12 protein-coding genes and 1 tRNA gene are annotated in these 18,174 nt (G+C 29.3%); 2 read left to right on the forward strand and 11 right to left on the reverse strand.

Annotation, left to right across the window (positions count from 1 at the left end):
* The first annotated feature begins 27 nt into the window (after window positions 1-27).
* Window positions 28-849, forward strand: a complete 822-nt coding sequence (locus J1D01_RS06375; protein WP_372937221.1) for an AraC family transcriptional regulator — start codon at window positions 28-30, stop codon at window positions 847-849.
* 95 nt (window positions 850-944) lie between these two features.
* Complete coding sequence (locus tag J1D01_RS06380) at window positions 945-3,521, forward strand: TonB-dependent receptor domain-containing protein (protein ID WP_421150230.1); 2,577 nt, start codon at window positions 945-947, stop codon at window positions 3,519-3,521.
* Window positions 3,522-3,641: 120 nt separating this feature from the next.
* Here the strand turns inward: J1D01_RS06380 and J1D01_RS06385 are convergent, their stop codons facing one another.
* The 11 genes from J1D01_RS06385 to J1D01_RS06435 form a co-directional block, all read right to left on the reverse strand.
* Complete coding sequence (locus tag J1D01_RS06385) at window positions 3,642-4,250, reverse strand: hypothetical protein (protein ID WP_421150231.1); 609 nt, start codon at window positions 4,248-4,250, stop codon at window positions 3,642-3,644.
* 20 nt (window positions 4,251-4,270) lie between these two features.
* Complete coding sequence (locus J1D01_RS06390; protein ID WP_421150232.1) at window positions 4,271-4,735, reverse strand: hypothetical protein; 465 nt, start codon at window positions 4,733-4,735, stop codon at window positions 4,271-4,273.
* Window positions 4,710-5,126: a hypothetical protein gene (locus J1D01_RS06395; protein ID WP_421150233.1), complete on the reverse strand. Its 417-nt coding sequence runs from the start codon at window positions 5,124-5,126 to the stop codon at window positions 4,710-4,712. Before J1D01_RS06395 ends, J1D01_RS06390 begins: the two co-directional genes overlap by 26 nt.
* Before the next feature lie 177 nt (window positions 5,127-5,303).
* On the reverse strand, window positions 5,304-7,799 hold the full coding sequence (locus J1D01_RS06400) for a sigma 54-interacting transcriptional regulator (protein WP_421150234.1): 2,496 nt from the start codon (window positions 7,797-7,799) through the stop codon (window positions 5,304-5,306).
* A 17-nt stretch (window positions 7,800-7,816) separates the two neighbouring features.
* Window positions 7,817-8,185 carry a response regulator gene (locus J1D01_RS06405; protein ID WP_372937215.1) on the reverse strand — a complete coding sequence of 123 codons (369 nt, stop codon included), beginning with the start codon at window positions 8,183-8,185 and terminating at the stop codon, window positions 7,817-7,819.
* 56 nt (window positions 8,186-8,241) lie between these two features.
* A complete protein-coding gene (locus J1D01_RS06410) occupies window positions 8,242-10,404 on the reverse strand; it encodes an ATP-binding protein (protein ID WP_421150235.1) in 2,163 nt (720 codons plus the stop codon).
* A 37-nt stretch (window positions 10,405-10,441) separates the two neighbouring features.
* Window positions 10,442-12,127 carry a PAS domain-containing protein gene (locus tag J1D01_RS06415; protein WP_421150236.1) on the reverse strand — a complete coding sequence of 562 codons (1,686 nt, stop codon included), beginning with the start codon at window positions 12,125-12,127 and terminating at the stop codon, window positions 10,442-10,444.
* A 193-nt stretch (window positions 12,128-12,320) separates the two neighbouring features.
* A complete protein-coding gene (locus tag J1D01_RS06420) occupies window positions 12,321-15,983 on the reverse strand; it encodes a caspase family protein (RefSeq protein ID WP_421150237.1) in 3,663 nt (1,220 codons plus the stop codon).
* 437 nt (window positions 15,984-16,420) lie between these two features.
* Window positions 16,421-16,494, reverse strand: a tRNA-Asp gene (locus tag J1D01_RS06425).
* Window positions 16,495-16,663: 169 nt separating this feature from the next.
* A complete protein-coding gene (locus tag J1D01_RS06430; protein ID WP_372936142.1) occupies window positions 16,664-17,593 on the reverse strand; it encodes a DUF58 domain-containing protein in 930 nt (309 codons plus the stop codon).
* 18 nt (window positions 17,594-17,611) lie between these two features.
* Window positions 17,612-18,157 (reverse strand): ClpP family protease, encoded by a 546-nt coding sequence (locus J1D01_RS06435; protein ID WP_372936144.1) that lies wholly within the window; start codon window positions 18,155-18,157, stop codon window positions 17,612-17,614.
* Window positions 18,158-18,174 lie beyond the last annotated feature (17 nt).

The raw sequence follows: 18,174 nt of genomic DNA on the forward strand, positions 1-18,174 counted from the left end.
CATTTGCACCTAAATATTAATATAACTATGAGTGGGGTTTCTGAACTAAAAATAATAGATAAAACTTTATCTTATGATACTATAAAAATTGAACCTTTTAGAAAAAACGTTAGGAAAACGTCTCCTCATAAACATAATAAATATCTTGAGTTTGTTTACTTTACTAACGCCACAGGTTACCATGTAATAGATAATTTAAAAATAGATATTACCCCGCCTATGTTTTTTGTTGTTAGAAAAGAACAAATTCATTTTTGGAACCTCACTTCAGAACCAGATGGGTTTGTTATCATCATTAAAAAATCTTTTATAGATAATTGTATTGACATAGAAATAAAACATTTATTACTTAAAATAAGTGCTTATACACATTTAACTCCTCAAGATAACAAAACCATTATCTGTCTTTTTAAATTATTAATAAACGAAAACCAATCTAAAAATAGAAATAACACAATTATTGAAGGTCTTTTTAAAGCATTATTAGGTAAATTGCTACAATTTAAAAAACAAAAACCTCTTGTTAACAATAGTATTTATCAAAAGTTTATTGAGTTACTTTCTGCCCAAAACAAACTTTTTAATAGTGTTGAATACTTTGCAGACTTGCTAAATACAAGCCCACAAAACTTAAACACTAGTTGTAGAAATGAATGTGGTAAATCTGCCTCTGAAGTTTTATCAGATTTCATTCTTAGTGAAGCTAAACGTTTGCTATTATACACCAATAAAAATATAACTGAAATAGCTTATTCATTATCTTTTAAAGATAACTCTCATTTTACAAAATATTTTAAAAGACACGTAGGTTTTACCCCAAGTGCATATAGAACCAATCATTTAAGTTAAGTACCATTTTATTTTCAAAAAGACCATTTAACCTATACTAAATAATTTAGTTTAGCCTATAATAATATTAAACCCTATTTAAGCTAAACTGATTTATGAAAAAAGCCATTTTATTTTTATTACTATCTACTTTATTCTCTGCTTTTACTTTTGCCCAAAAAGGAACTATTAAAGGACTCATTATAGATAACGAATCTAAAGCCCCCATTCCTTTTGCAACAGTTGTTATTTTAAACAATGATTCAAATACAGTTTCGGGTGCTATTTCATCTGATGATGGAACTTTTAGCGTTAACAATATCAAATCAGGAACTTATAGCGTACAAATATCTTTTATTGGCTATGAAACTACAACAATAAGCAACATAACAATCTCAAAAACATATAATGAAGTTAATATTGGTTCTATTTTATTAAAACCTCAACTAGAATCTTTAGATGCTGTAACTATTAAATCTCAAACCAAAACAGCAACAACTAAAATAGACCGAAAAGTTTATAATGCTAGCGATTTTGCCACTGCAAAAGGAGGTAATGCGGCAGATGTTTTGAATAAACTACCTTCTATTACAGTAGACCCAAACGGTGATGTTTCAGTTAGAGGAACTAGTGATTTTATGGTTTATTTAAACGGTAAACCAACAAACATTAAACCCTCTGTATTATTAGGCCAAATTCAATCTAATAACATTAGTAAAATAGATGTCATTACTGTACCTACAGCTCGTTATGATGCACAGGGTAAAGGTGGTATTATTAATATAACTACCAAGAAAAATATCAATCAAGGCTTATCGGTTTCAGTTAACGGATTACTAGGTGGTGCCCCTTGGGGAAACATAACCGATGAATTTAGTAAACATAAATTAAAAGACGACCGTTACGGTGGTGGATTCAATATTTCATACGGAAAGAACAATATAACTATCTATGGCGGATTTAATTACAATATGAAAAACGTAAACGGCAAACGCTCTGGTGAAGCAAGGGTTTTTGTTAACCAACCCGAAGGTGATTTTTATCATATGAACGCTAAAAATGGGCAACGTCCGGAGTGGTACGAAAACTATACAGCAAACGCTGGAATAGACCTTGATTTATCTAATACTAAAAAATTATCATTCTCATATTTCTATGGAAATAGAAATGAAGGAAGAGCTGCATATTACATTTACAACACGTTTTTTGCAGACGCAGACCAATCTAACAAAGACACAGCAACAGAACAATTTATGTACAATCCTAACATTGATGATAGATACGGTGAGTACAACACCTTTAATATAGATTATTCTGTTGCATTAAAAAATGACGCTTCATTTAAAATAGCTGCAGCCTACGAAACTTCTAAGTTAAGTAGAGAATTAAATAATAAAAACTATTTCTACAACTCTAGAGCCGAGATTGATAATGATATTTACAATAATTATGCAAATGCTAATCATGCCGATAATTATTCATTATCAGACAACACACCACTAAAAGGCCTTCGTTTTAATACAGATTATGAAAAACAAATTAATGAGTTTAGCTCTTTTGGTACCGGAGCACAAATTCAATATACTAATATTGAAGGTGAATTTAATTTTAATAACACCCTTGTTACAAAAAATTTAGATAACACTATTGATTTAACTAGAACCGTATACGCTGCCTATGCCGATTATTCAGTTAGCAGAGGAAAACTTAATTATATTTTAGGAATACGTGCTGAGTATGGTGACCAAACTTTAAAAATAGGCAACACCGATTATGTTCCTATTTTTGGAGCAGACTTAAAACAAAATTACAGTCAAAATAAATTAGATGTATTTCCTTCGGCACATTTTAATTACAAATTTAACAAAACCAATAACCTTACCTTAGCTGGTAGCCGCAGAATTAATAGAGCTTCTGTTACTAAATTAGCTCCGTTTTTATACCGTCGCCATTTTGAAGTTTACGTAGTTGGAGACCCAGAATTAGAAGCTGAATATTTAAACAATATTGAAATTACATTTGAAAAAAAACTAGGTAAAAACAATGTTGGATTAACAGGATTTTACAGAGGAACTGATAATACTGTTTTTAGAGTAAACACTGTTACAACAGCAAACGAAAACCCCGAATTAAATACTATTTTAAATGAAGATGTATTAATTAGATCTTACACCAATGCTGGTAATTCTACATCATTAGGTGCCGAATTAAACATGAATATAATTGCCAATTCTTGGGCTAAATTTTTTATTGGCGGCTCTTTGTATAACTACCAAATTAAAGGTGAGGTTTTTGGTTATAATGTTGACCAAAATAGTACTAATTGGTCTTTAAAAGGAAATGCTAATTTTACCCTATCTAACAAGTTAAGATTTAATTACGATTTTAGCAGAATATCTAATACAGTAACATCACAAGGTCAAAATGATGCCTTTTCAGTTTCTAACATTGCTTTAAGTTATCAACCTTCTAACGCATGGGATATTTCTGTAAGAGGTTTAGATATATTTGCTCAAAATGATACAGGTTTAGACACCAATGCTTTTAATGCATCTAACCAACAAATTTTCTATCAAGAAACTTTATATGAAAGAGTTGGCCCTATAGTAGAATTAGGAATAACCTATTCACTTAACATGAATAACAAGAAGAAGAAAGATAAAGATTTCCAAGGAAATAAGCACTTTAAGTAAATAGTAAACTAACTATTTTGGTGAGTATGTATAAGTTCTAAAACAAAACAGCACCCCTCTATTACAATGTAATATCAGGGTGCTTTTTGCGGGACCCCTCTCACAAAATCCCTTTTGCTATTAATTACTACTTATACTAATATTTAGAGAAAGTTTCTTTTTTGAAGAAACTTGATTCTTTTTAAAACGTTGCTCCCAAATTTCTATATAGTCATTCTTTGCCAATTCAACTTCTCCATAAATTGAATTCTTTAACGTATTTGTTTGCTCCAATTTTGAACCACTTTTTCTTATAATAAAATTGCTACTACTATCTTTAATAGCCTCATTTTTAATCTCAGCAATTACTTTAAACTTTCTTACCTTTTCTCCTATGTAAATTATTCTATCTTTATATTGTTTAGACAATCTGAATACTTTATCATTTCCAGATACAAAAACATTTTTATCAGGATTAATAGAGCACTTAAAATAAGTAATACCAGACGGTAAAACTTGAGTGCTTTTTTCTGCATTTACATTTAAATATATAGACCCTTTATTTACAACAACTGCTCCTTCTTCATTTACAAATTCATTTTCAACATACATGTTAGTTTCATTAGATATAAACAGAACTCCTTTATTAACAACTTGAGTAAAACAATTAAATGAACTAAGCGCTAATAAAAACACACCTATTATGTGTATCTTACTAACTGTTATTTTTATGTTATTTATATAGCTCACCTTTTTAGTAATTGTTTTGTTTATAAAATATTGTCTTCTATATTTTTATAAAATTGTTTTTCTGTTTCTATAGAATAATTTTTAGCTAACTCTAAATTTTTAAAAACACCAAATGGTGTAATTGGGTTATATATTCTTTTATATGCTGTTATCAATAATCTAACACCAATAGTATTAACAACAAAAGCTTCTGAAATTCTAAGCTTTATAAGCTCTGGACTATTAGCTACTAACTTAGCTGCTGAAATTGAGAACGTACCCCGAGCATTTCTAACATCTATAATAAATGGCATAGATTTACCCTTACATAATTTACTAATAGCATTTATATACCTTTTTACTAAGCCATAATTCAATTTAGAATTAGAATCGTTATTTGTAAACTTACAATGAAGAAACTTTGAATCATCTATCCAAAACATAGCATTTTCTAATATTATTATTTCTTCTATTGGTTTTTTAGTAACAGGCATTAAATTGCTCATAATCTTTACTACAAAATTTTACTGATTGATTATAACTTGTGAAAACTTTATTAGGCACCACAGCTCCACATTTAAAACTGCACAAATCAAAAAGCAATTTCAAGTCAAATGACTTAACTAAAAATGATTTTGAAAGCACTAATAATTTAATATTTGAATTACGTGATAGTATCTTAAAAACTCTAAAAGCATCAACCTTACTTATTTGCGTTAAATCAAAAATTATCGGTTTATAATTGATTTCTGATAACGTAGGTACAACCTCAATTATAATATCTTCCATATCAAGTTGAAGAAACGTTTTATTTAATTTCCCCTTAAACTTACAATGGATAAAATTGTGGTCTAAACCAAATTCCATATTATCAAATTCTACTTCCTTTTTCATCATTTTTTATTACAAAAACATCGAAACAACTGATGTGCCAAACAAGATTTTAACTACAAAAAAAATATAAGCGATTGACTTTTAGTTATTTAAAACAAAACATTGATTGTACCAACAAACAAAAGCCACACGGAATACCGTGTGGCTTTTGTTTAAAATTTTAAAATTAACGGTATACCGTTACTGTTTTGTTGGCTTTAATATACCTAATTTTGTCATTTTATCTCTAAGTGTACTTGGTTTTAAGTTTAACAAAGTAGAGGCTCCATCTTTACCTGTAATTTTCCAATTACATTTGTCTAAAACATGAAGAATATGATTTCTTTGAGCCGTGTCAAAGCTTAAATCTTTATTACTAATTGGCTGTTTTGTTTTTTGAATAGTAGACTCAAAGCCTGGTATTAATAAAGTTTCATTAGTTGATAATATTGATGCTCTCTCAATTAAATTTTCTAATTCTCTAATATTTCCTGGCCAATCATAAGATTTTAAAAGATTCATGGTTTCTGCCGGTATGTATTTAATGTTCTTATCATAGGCTTTGTTAAACTTATCTACAAAATGTTCAATTAACAAAGGAATATCTTCTCTTCTTTTTCTTAATGGTGGCACTTCAATAGGAAATACATTAAGCCTAAAATATAAATCTTCTCTAAATTGTTTTTTTTTAATTTCTTCTTTAAGGTTTCTGTTTGTTGCAGCTATTACCCTGACATCTAACTTTTTAAATTTTGTACCACCTACCGTTTCAATTTCACCTTCTTGTAAAAACCTTAAAATTTTAGGCTGCATATCTAATGGTAACTCACCTATTTCATCTAAAAAAACGGTGCCGCCATCTGCTAATTCAAACTTTCCTACTTTATCATTTATTGCTCCTGTAAATGAGCCTTTTTTGTGTCCAAACAATTCACTCTCTATTAACTCTCTTGGTATGGCAGAACAATTAACCTTAATAAGTGGTTTATCATTACGTAAACTGGTATTATGAATAGCTCTAGCTAATAATTCTTTTCCTGTTCCAGATTCTCCTAATAACATTACGGTTGCGTTTGTAGGTGCAACTTTTTCAACTTCTGTTAATACATTGCTAAATTCTGCACTTCCATAAACCATATCTTCATAATTAAAAACTAGGTCTAACTCATTTCTCAAATAAAAGTTTTCTTGTTCTAACTGATCTCGCAGAATATTAAGTTCATTATTAGCTTTTTTTAGTTCACTATTAGCCAATACTAAGTTTTGTTCTGCCTGCTTACGTTCTGCACTTTCAAACATTAAAGAGACTATATTAGCAATTGATGTTGCAAATTCTTGATCTTCTGCGGTCCAATATCTTAATGTGTCTCCTACATGTTCAAAGCAAATTATTCCATAATGCCCTTTTGTACTATTAATTAATACATCCATTACAGATGTGATATTATTAGGAATTAAATAATCTTTTGAAAATTTTTCTGTTATGCTATCATGCTGCGCATTTTTAACTCTTATAGTTTGAAATTTTTCTAGCGCTTCTATATAGTTAGGGTTGGTTTTTAAGTTTATACTTCCTCCTTCTTTGTGTAAATTATCCTTTAATTGATATAATTTTTCACATGTTATGTTTGTTTTATTAGGACTAAAACTCCAAACACTAACCCTTTCAGTATTTAAAACTTGTGCAGATAATTGAGTAATTTTGTTTAAAGACTTACTAAAATCTTCTCCTAAAAGATTAGCTAGTTCTAAAATAACTCTTTTTTTCTCTTTAGATTTTAAAGCTGTTTCTTCTAGTATTTTTTTAGCCTTCTCTTCTTCTGAAATGTCTTTAACAGTGGCAAATATAGCTATAACCTCGCCTTTATCATTCAAAATATTTCCAGATAAAAATGATGCTATAAATTTCTCACCAGTTTTTTTATAAAACTCTAATTTAAAAGACTTTGCTTCTCCTTTTATTACATCATCTTTAATAGATAACATTTTTTCTAGATCTCCTTTTTTTGCAAAAGGATAAGGTAAATTAAGCCCTATGAGTTCACCTTGTGTATACCCAAGAATTTCGCAAAGAGAGTTATTGGCCATAATAATTTTACCTTCAAGATCTACAATTAAAAGCCCTTCTTGCATAGACATAATGAGCTTATCATTAAACTCTTTAGCTAGCTTTAACTTAACTTCTGCTTGTTTTCTTTCTAAAATTTCATTTTCAAGATCTAAATTTTTTTGTTCAAGCTTACTTATAAGTCTTTTACTATAAAGCTTTAAAACTTCTTGCTCTGTAAATTCTGGTTTTTCATCTGGTTGTGTCTTAGTATTGGGAGTTGCTTCATTTAGTAGTTTTTGAACTAATTTTGTAATGGTTTCTGAGTCTGTTGGTTTTCTAATAAAATGGGTTGCTCCTAATTTTAGGGCAAATTCTTCGTCTAATTTTTCTGTATATGTAGATGTGTAAAAAACAAAAGGAATATCTTTAAATGCTTCTTCTTTTTTACAGGCTTGACAAAACATATAACCATCCATAACGGGCATTAAAATATCTGAGATAATTAAATCTATACTATTTTTATGTAATTTATTTAATGCTTGCTTTCCATCGTTAGCCTCAATGGTGTTATATCCAGCCTCTTCTAGTATAACCTTAAGTAGGTAAAGGTTTTCATAAATATCATCTACAATTAAAACAGTTTTCATTTTAATAAATACAGTTATTATATATTATGAATTTGTTCCATTTGAGCTACAAATGTTTCTGGATTAATGGGTTTTTCTATATATCCTGTAGCTCCAGCTTCAATTGCTTTTTCTTTATCTCCTCCCATGGCGTATGATGTTACTGCTATAATTGTTGTATTTTTAGGTAAACCATTATGCCTTAATTTAACACATATTTCATAACCATCCATATCTGGTAGCTGTATATCTATTAAAATTATTTCTGGGTGCAATTCATGCGCTAACTGTAATCCATCTTTCCCGTTAAAAGCTTTTATTACATTGTAGTTGTGCTTTTCTAGAAGATAGGATAGCATATACATATTTTGCTCATTATCTTCAATTATTAAAATGGATGGCTTCATGTTTTATCTTAAAGGTTGGCATAAATTGGTTAAAATCTTAAATATAAGATATTTAGTTATATAATTGAGTTATTTTTGTATGAATTTTCTATAGGTAAAATGAAAGTAAAGTTGCTCCCATTTCCTTCAATACTTTCTACTTGTATTGATCCTCCTAATTTTTCTATTAAGTTTTTAGAAATGGCTAGCCCTAGTCCCGTACCGTCATGATTTCTACTTAAACCTGTTTCAAGCTGAATAAAAGGCATGAATAATTTGGCTAGATCTTTTTTACTTATACCCATACCTTGATCTATAACTTCTGTAACTATTTCATTCTCTTTTAAATGAACTTTTACTTGTATTATTCCTTTTTTAGAAAATTTAATGGCATTTGATAGTAAATTGAGTAACACTTGCTCTACGCGTCTTTCATCACTAGTAATTGTTAATTTAGAAACAGGTAATTCAGTTTCAATACTAAGATTTTTAGCTTTGGCTTGAGGCATTAAAAATGACACTGTACCCTTTAAAGTTTCTATATAATCAAAAGGATATATAGATATTTTTAATTTACCTGCTTCTATTTTTGAAATATCTAAAATATCATTTATTAAACGTAAAAGATGTTCTCCACTTTTTTTAACCATGTTTAATTGTTTCTTCTGCTCTTCATTTAAAGGACCCGCTAGTTCTTTTAACAAAATTCCTGTAAAGCCTATAATTGAGTTCATTGGCGTTCTTAATTCATGAGACATGGTTGCTAAAAATGCAGATTTCATTAAATCTGCAGATTGGGCTTTTACTTTTTCTTTTTCTAGTTCAATTGATTGTGTATTTAAGTCTTCCAAAAGATTTAATAGTGCCTCTTTACTTTCATTAAGTTCTTCTGTTCTCAAATCAACCAATTTTTCTAAATTGTTTTTATAATTTAACAATTCTTTTTCACTAAGAACTCTATCTGTTATATCTTGTAGGGTTCCAAAAAACTTTACGGGTAAATTATTTGAATCATAGAATATTTCTCCGCGTTCACTAACATATTTAATATGTTTTTCATTTAAAAGCAGCTTATAAATAACTTGATAATAGGTTTTGTTTTCTAGAGCTTTTTTATATTGGTTTAATACTAATTCTCTATCATCTGGGTGTACTATATCAAGAAAACTACTTTGAGTAACTTTGAATTCATTTGGATCTTTTTCTACTATTCTATACATTTCTTTAGACCATGATAATGTATTTTGTTTTAAATCTCTTTCCCAACTTCCAATTTTTGCAATTTTTTGAGCTTTATTTAAATTTTCTTCACTCTGCTCTATTTTATATTTAGAAGCTTCATAAACTGATTTTAATTGTACTTCTTGGTTTTTTAACTTAATGTTTATGAGCCTATTTAAACGCACTGAATGCCCCGCAAAATACCAAACACCCCAGCCGCCTACAATGGCAATAACAAAACCAAAAACAGCAAACCATATTGCTGGATTTATTTTGTTGTGTATAGGCACAACGTATAATTTCCATTCGCCAATAGACATTTGTATTGGTACGGCAAATTCTTTAAAATTTGACATATTAGTTTCTAGAAAAAATTCTTCTACGCCTGTGTTAGCATTAACTCTAGACAACTGATAGATAAAGCTTTCATCTTCTGAGGTATTAATATTTAAATCATTAAAAAAAGTTGAAAGTTTAGTTACTACAGCAGAAAAACCAAAAAACTTATCATCTATAAAAATGGGAACTCTACTAATTATACCAACACCACCTTGTTTTAAATTAACAGGACCTGCAATAAAAAAATCCTTTCTTTGTATGGCTGTTAATGCTCCTGTTTTTGCTGTTGAGCTTGCTAAAATATTAAAACCTATAACCTCATTGTTTTTTAGCGGATAAACATGTGTAATATAGCCATCTGCATCAACTAACTCTACAACATCAAAGTAATGATTTCGCTCTAATAACTCTACTGCAATTTCATCAAAATCTTTGGGTATTCCGTTACGTTCTACAATGTATGCTAGTGTTTTTGTAACAGAGTAACTATACATTACTAATGCTTGTAGTCTTTCTTTTATTAAGTTTATTTCACTATCAATTTCTTTTTTTTGTTTGTTTTCATTTATTAAATATTGTTGATAAGATATAAATTGAGTACCAATAAAGAGTAACAAAAAGACTGAAACACCTGCAACTATTGGCTTTTTAAAGAAAAGGTAAAGTGGATGACTCTTCATATTAAAACTAATTAAATGAATGTTTCATTTGTAATTTTTATTTATTGTGTTTTTTCTTAAGTTCTTTTATTATGTTTTTTAGTTCTTTCATTTTTAGTTCCCTTCCTACAAACAATTTGTTCATCCTTTGTAATTCTGCGTTTTTTAATTCAATCTCTGTTGTACGTTCTTCAACTAGTGCTTCTAAATTGTTTTTATGTTTTTCTAATTCAATTTCGGCTTTTTTTCTACTTGTAATATCCTTTATAACCCCAATTAAAAACCTATTACCTTCTTTATCAACAAATCTGGTTTTTCTAGTTATTATACTTCTTGTATCACCAGCTTTTAGCGTTAAGGTTTCCTCTCTTATATTCTCCTCTCCACTATCAATTACTTGCTTATCTATGCTTAAAAAACTTTCTCTTTCTTCGGGAGCTACATTTTCTGCTAAAGTTTTACCTATAACATGTTGTCTAGACAGATTAAAAAGTTGGCAAAATGCATTGTTTACTAAAACTAAACAACTATTAGCATCTTTAACAAATACGGGGTCTCCTATATTATTTATAATATTATACGTGAATTTTTTATTTTGTTCTAGCTGTTTTTCTACTTTTATTTGTTCTGTAATATCTGTAAAATAAACTGTTAGTCCTTCTTTTGAAGGATAAACCCTATTTTCAAACCATCTTTTTTGTGACTCATGATAATCTTCAAAATAAATTGTTTTTTGTGTCTTAGCAGCTTCAGTATATATTTTGTACATGGGAAGGTTTAAACCTTCTGGAAATTCATTCCAAATATTTTTACCTATTAAATCTTGTGGTAACTTTCCTAAAAAATCAGCTGCTTTTTTATTTATATATGTATAACACCAATTTGTATCTAGCGATAGAAAACCATCTGAAATTGTATTTAATGTAGTCTCTAATTGCGATGTTAATTTTTGTTCTACTTTTTCTTTTTCTACCTTAAGAGCTTCATATCTTTTTTTATACTTAATTATTGATAAAACCTCTCTTTCTTTATTGGCTATAAAAGCCTGTTCTCCTTTTCTATCATCTACAAATTTAATGTACCAAAACAGAATGATAGAATATAAAATTGCTGCTATTGATTTACCTAAAACATGACTTATTAAAGACGTTTTAAATGTTGGTGTGCCATAAAACAAAATTAAGTTGAATGCTAAAGCATCAAATATTAAAACAGTTAGTAATGATAATGTAATAATGAATAAATATGGTATTTTTTTTAGTTTTAAAATTAAATACTGATACAGAATAACTAACAAAAAAAAGTCTATAAATAGAATTGCGGTACCACTAAAAAAATACTTATAATTAATTTTAAATATAGATTGGGGGTTTAATGTGGTGTCATTAATTTTACTAACCATAACTTCTTGCAAATAAGTTATATGGAACATTAAAGATAGTATTACATTTGAAATAACAATACCAATAATTAAGGATCTAGCACTTAATACACCCTCCTTTATATATATTAATAAAACACCAAAAAGAACTCCGCTAAATAATACAATAGACCCTGGGTGAATAATATAATCATCAAAAACTTGAATACTGAACGAACTCCCTAAATTAGCTTGAAGAAACTGTAACGTACCTAAAAGAATATAAAGTGGGGCTAAACCTAACTTATTCCTAAGTTTAAATAATATAAGAATACTTGATACTACAAGTACTAACTCAAAAATAATAGTTGTATAAACCCCCATGTTAATTAGTGTTTTTTCAAAACTATATGTAATAAAACATTATTATTACAAACCCTTTTGTAAATTACAATTTATATTTGAAACCCGAAATTTGATACGCTTATTACACTAAATTTTTAATAAAATTGAATTAGAATAACTTCTTATAATATCTATGGAATTTAAATGCTAAAAAAGTATAAAACTATACCACCTACCAAACCTTCCAATTGTTTTCAATGGTTTCATTACGGCTTGTAGGCTGTTGCAAACCATTTGTAATTTCTTGTACTTGTTTACTAACAACGTCTTTTAATTCGCTTACAGAAATGGTTTCTTTTTCTTTTAATTGGTTTAAAATACAATAGGTAAATACGCCGTTTTTTAAATTTCCACGTTCTTGAGCAAATTGAGTTCCTGCTGCAGCTGATATTACGGTGGCACCTGTGGCTCTATCTACATTGTTAAATAGTTCTTTCATTAATTCAAAACTATTTTTCATGCCTACTTTTGGCTTTTTTACTTTTATTACTTTAGAACCTTTTAAGCCTGCTTTTAAATGTTCTGTTTTAGTTATGGTTTCTATCTCTTCTTTATCAACCTCACCACTATGGCATGCATCAATAAGTAAAAGTTTTTGTCTTGAAGGAATACCATCTAACAAATATTCTAAATCATCATAAGGCAATCCGTTTTGTTCTGGAACTTCAAAATTCACATTGTATGTTGCTAAATAATAATCTAAATCTTTGCTAAGCAAGCCATGACCAGAAAAACTAACAATTACCTTATCATCTACTTTAGAAGCTTTTAATTGTTCTTTTAATTTTTTGATATTTGATACTGTAACATTCTTATTGAATAACGTGTCTATTTTTATTTGATTACCGTACTTCTTTTTAAGTTGAACAGATAAATCTTTAATATCTTTTACAGAATAGTTTAAATTATTTCCATCTTCTTGATATTTATCTACCCCAATACCTACAAAGTAGAGTTTTTCATTTACCGCTTGTTTTGGTGTGTATTTTACATAGAGTGGTTGTCTGTAACTCTCAATACCATTAACGTTAAGTATAGATGTTTCAATTTTATTTTCACCTTTTGAAAGCTTTACAGTAAGCGTAGTATCTAGAGTATGTGTGTTTTTAAATTTTAAAGAAATACCGTTACGCCCATAAACTGGCACTTCATTAATCCAAATATTAAAACGGTCTAGTTTATAAGTGTTATCAGTACCTTTAATACGGAGTTTTAGTTCTGATTTATTTTGCTCATAAGCAATATTGTTTCTGTTGAAAAATTCACTTTCTGGAACAGAAAAACCTTGCCTAAAACTAGTGGTATCTATCTCTAGTTTTTTTATACGTTTTTGCCATGCCTTTTTATAGGCACTCACCATGGTTGAATTATCAAATTCCGCAATATTACCTAAGACTTTCAATACTTTATCTGGACGATTGTATTTAACATCTAATTGCTCAAAACCAATAGTTTGCAAGCCTTTTTTATAATAAAGTTTAGAGGCTGCCGCTTTAGAAGTAAAGTAATAACCTGTTGGCAACAACCACAACAACTCACCATCTATAATAAATTGTCTAACAAGCTGATTTCCTGTTTTAACATCCCAAAAAATAATTGAATTATCATTTGAACTTGACATGATACTATTTTGATTTGGAGTGAATTGAACAGTATCAACTTTATCTGTGTGTCCGGTTAAAGTATACCGTGTTTTACCTGTTTTAACATCCCATATCTTTACGGTGTTATCATAAGAAGAAGTAATTATAATTTCACTATCTAAACTAAAATGAGCAGATGAAATAGCGTCATTTTGATAATTACTCTTCCATATCTTACTACCTGTTTTAACATTCCAAAGTTCTAAATAATATCTACCACTTGAAATTGATTTTGTTAATAAAAATCTTTCATTAGGACTAAATGTTGCCTCCACAACTTGACTACTATAGCCTTTAGAATCTATCTGAAAGGTATGTTTCAACACCCCTGTATTAACATCCCATAGTTTAACTGAATAATCCATTGACGCAGTTGCAATATAATTTCCTTTTGGGCTAAACTTAATATCTATAATCTCATCATCATGTTTTAATGTATATTTTAATTTCTTACTTTTAATATCCCATACTTTTGCTAAAGAAGTAATAGATTTATTAACTATAACCTTATTACGAAATAAATAAGCTATTAAACTGCTTTCTGGATTGAATTTGCACATTCCAATTCTTGTTTCTTTCCCTTCTGAATTAAAAGTATGAAGAAGTTTGCCTGTTTTTACATTCCATAATTTTTTTTCATTAAAAGAGCTCCAGGAATCTTGTGAATGAGTTAGCATAAATTCACCATTCAAACTAAACTCATCTATTGAAACGTTCTTAAACACATGTCCTTTTAAATCGTGTAATTTTTCACCTGTTTTTAAATCCCATATCTTTGCTAAACCATCTTCTGAAGTAGTACCAACATATTTCCCATCTTCACTAAACTTTATGGAATTAATTAATGCTGAATTATCATGCAATGAATATTTAAGTTTTCCTGAATTTAACGCCCAAATATTTCCTTTTTCACTACCGTTTTCATTTGTAAAGTATTTACCATTTTTACTAAGTTGAACGTGTTTATTATTATCTACTGCACTTTTTAACTCTAAATAAAGTTTACCGGTTTCAACATCTCTAATACATACTTTGCTACCAAATGTTACTATGTATTTTTCATTTGAACTAACTTGAAATGACCAAATTGAACCATCTCCAACAGTGGTATAAATAAGATTACCTGTTTTAGCTTCCCATAATTTCACTTCATGAGCCTTAGAATTTTGTTCTGTATAAAACTCTGAAACCGAAATAATATATTGCTCGTCTTTAACAAATTGTGCGTTTTGCACTTCTCCTCTATGCCCTTTAAAAGCCTGCAGCAAATTAATTGCTTTAATATCCCACAGTCCAATAAATCCGTCATCAGCTGCAGTAATAACTAACTCATCATTTTTACTAAATTGAATTGAATTAACCTTATCTAGATGCCCTTCACCAGATTTATAATTTTGAATATTACCTTGTTCATCTTTTTCTCTAACGGTATATCCTTCTATTGTCCATAAATTTATTCCTGTTTCAACATCCCATAGCTTTAACTGCCTTTCACTTGATAAATCATGCCCAGAACTTGATATAATGAATTTATTATTATGACTTAACTTAATAGAATTTATTGTAGTAGAATGCCCTTCAAATGTATGAAGTAAGTTACCTGTTTTAACTTCCCACATTATAATAAATTTATTTAAAGTATAATTTTTTTCGGTAGCAGTAGCCAAAACATACTCTCCGTTATGGCTAAATTGTGCAAGCTCATTAGCCCTCAAACTTCCAGCATCTAATTTTTGCAGAATTTCACCCGTTTTAACATCCCAAATTATAGTACCCCCATAAGAGGAAGTAACAATTTTAGATCCATCTGGACTAAATTGGGCAGATTTAACCCAACTTTCACTCTCAAGGGTATGCAAAAGTTTTCCGGTTTTAACGCTCCATATTTTAGCAGTTTTATCTTTTGAAGCTGTTAAAATAAGTTCACCATCTGAACTAAAGCTAACAGACCCTACCCAATCTGTATGCCCTTTAAAAGTGTGCAACAGTCTCCCTGTTTTTGCATTCCACAATTTCACTGAATTATCCCAGGAAGCTGTAGCTATTAAATTATTATCTGGACTAAATTGAGCCATAGGAACAGTTTCATCATGCCCTTGTGGAATTACTAATTCAATTTCCTGAGCAATGGATACTTGAAAAAAGGACAAACAAAAAAGTAGTAAAAGAGAAAAGTAGAAAGGCTTCTTCATTTTAAAAAATTAGGATTCTGAATATACAACTTATTCAAGATTTATACCAAGCCTTAAATATCATAGAAATTATCCTAAAAACAGAAAAAAGCATTCTCTTTTTCAATAAAGAATTACGAGAGTCTTCTTTTAAACCAAAATGCTGTTTAACAAACTATCCTAAATAAACTCTATGCCCTGAAACCCTACCTAACCTTGGAAGTTTTTTATAAGTAAACATAATAAATATGCTACACAATGATTAGTTAACCTAACATCTCCACTATACAATGCAATTAAAAGCAAAAAAGCATCCCAATCTTCTTATTCAGAAAAAAGGAAAGCTTTCCATTGGCTACTAAGTCACTTAGTAGACTACATCACGCTTACAGCGTGAACAACACAACATTTTTAAACAAAAAAAGCTCTGTTTTTTCAGAGCCTTTTTTTTAATCTTGCGGTCTGGACGGGACTCGAACCCGCGACCCCCTGCGTGACAGGCAGATATTCTAACCAACTGAACTACCAGACCGTTGCATGATTGCGGATGCAAATATACACGCCTTTTTTAATATGTCAAATCTTTTTTAGCCTTTTTTAATAAAATTTTTTAAGTACCTAAATCACAAAGGTTTCCATTTATAAATTATTGCTATTATCTATTCTAAAAATTAAAACTATTATAATATAAGAATAAAAATTTAAGCAAACTTTTGGCGCTCTACCATATATGTGGTTAAAATATGATTAAAGTTATCATTAATATCGGCCTCTACATACTTAATCTTGTACTGAGCACATTTTAATTGTAATGCTGTAAAATAAGCCTTAACTTTTTTATTATAATTTTCTTTTACAGTATCTGCATACAAATTAATATACTCTCCTGTTTCAACATCTATAAAACGTTTAGGAGTACTATCAAAATCAAAACTATACTCCTTTTTTTTATCAAAAACGTGAAACAAAATTACTTCGTGCTTATTGTATTTTAAATGACGAAGCGCCTCAAATAGTTTCACATCATCTTCTGTGGTTTGAAACATATCTGTAAATAAAAAAATCATAGAACGCCTATGAATTTTCTCTGCTATTTCATGCAAATATTTATATGTTTCGGTTTGTTTATTTAATGGTTTTGAAATAACAGCTTCACTTAGTGCACTTAACAACATTTGATGATGGCGCTCGCTACCTTTTTCTTGAGCATAAAAATCATAATCATCGCTATAAATACTTAAACCAACAGCGTCTCGCTGTCTCTTTAACATTTGCATTAATGCTGCTGATGCCAATGCTGAAAATGCTATTTTATTTAATTTATCTACAGTAAAATTTGTCATTTCAGGATAGTGCATAGAGCTACTATTATCAACTATAATATGACAACGCATATTAGTTTCATCATCATATCTTTTGGTATAAAGTTTATCTGTTTTTGCATAGAGTTTCCAATCTATATGGCGAGTGCTCTCTCCTCTATTGTAAATTTTATGCTCTGCAAATTCTGATGAAAACCCATGAAACGGACTTTTGTGCATACCAGCTATAAAGCCTTCTACTACTTGTTTAGCTAGTAGCCCCAGGTTTTTAAAACCTTCTGCTTTATTTAGTTCTTGGCGTAAGTCCATTAAAAATTATAATCAGAATTAATACAAAATAGAATCTACTATACCGTAAGTAACAGATTCTTCGGCACCCATCCAATGATCTCTATTAAAATCTTTCATTACTTTTTCAAAGGTTTGCCCACAATTATCTGCTAAAATTTGTGCGCTTAATTCTTTGGTTAAAATAATTTCTTTGGCAGTAATTTCAATATCACTTGCTTGCCCTCTGGCGCCACCACTAGGTTGGTGAATCATTACTCTGGCATGAGGTTGTATAAAACGTTTTCCTTTTGTACCCGCAGATAGGATAATAGACCCCATAGAAGCGGCAAAACCAGTACAAATAGTTGATACGTTACTGTTTAATGATTTTATACAATCATAAATTGCAAAACCTGAGGTTACGTATCCACCAGGACTATTAATATACAAATGAATATCTTCTGAGCTTAAGGCATCTAAATACATTAAGCGGTCAATTACGTGTTTTGCAGAATCATCATCTACTTGCCCCCACAGAAAAACTTTTCTATCTTCAATTAGTTTTGCATCTATAGCATCTTGTACTTTACCTTTTTTTTCCATTTAAAAAATTTATGAAA

This window comes from Seonamhaeicola sp. NFXS20 (genome assembly GCF_049132085.1).
Classification (GTDB): domain Bacteria; phylum Bacteroidota; class Bacteroidia; order Flavobacteriales; family Flavobacteriaceae; genus Seonamhaeicola.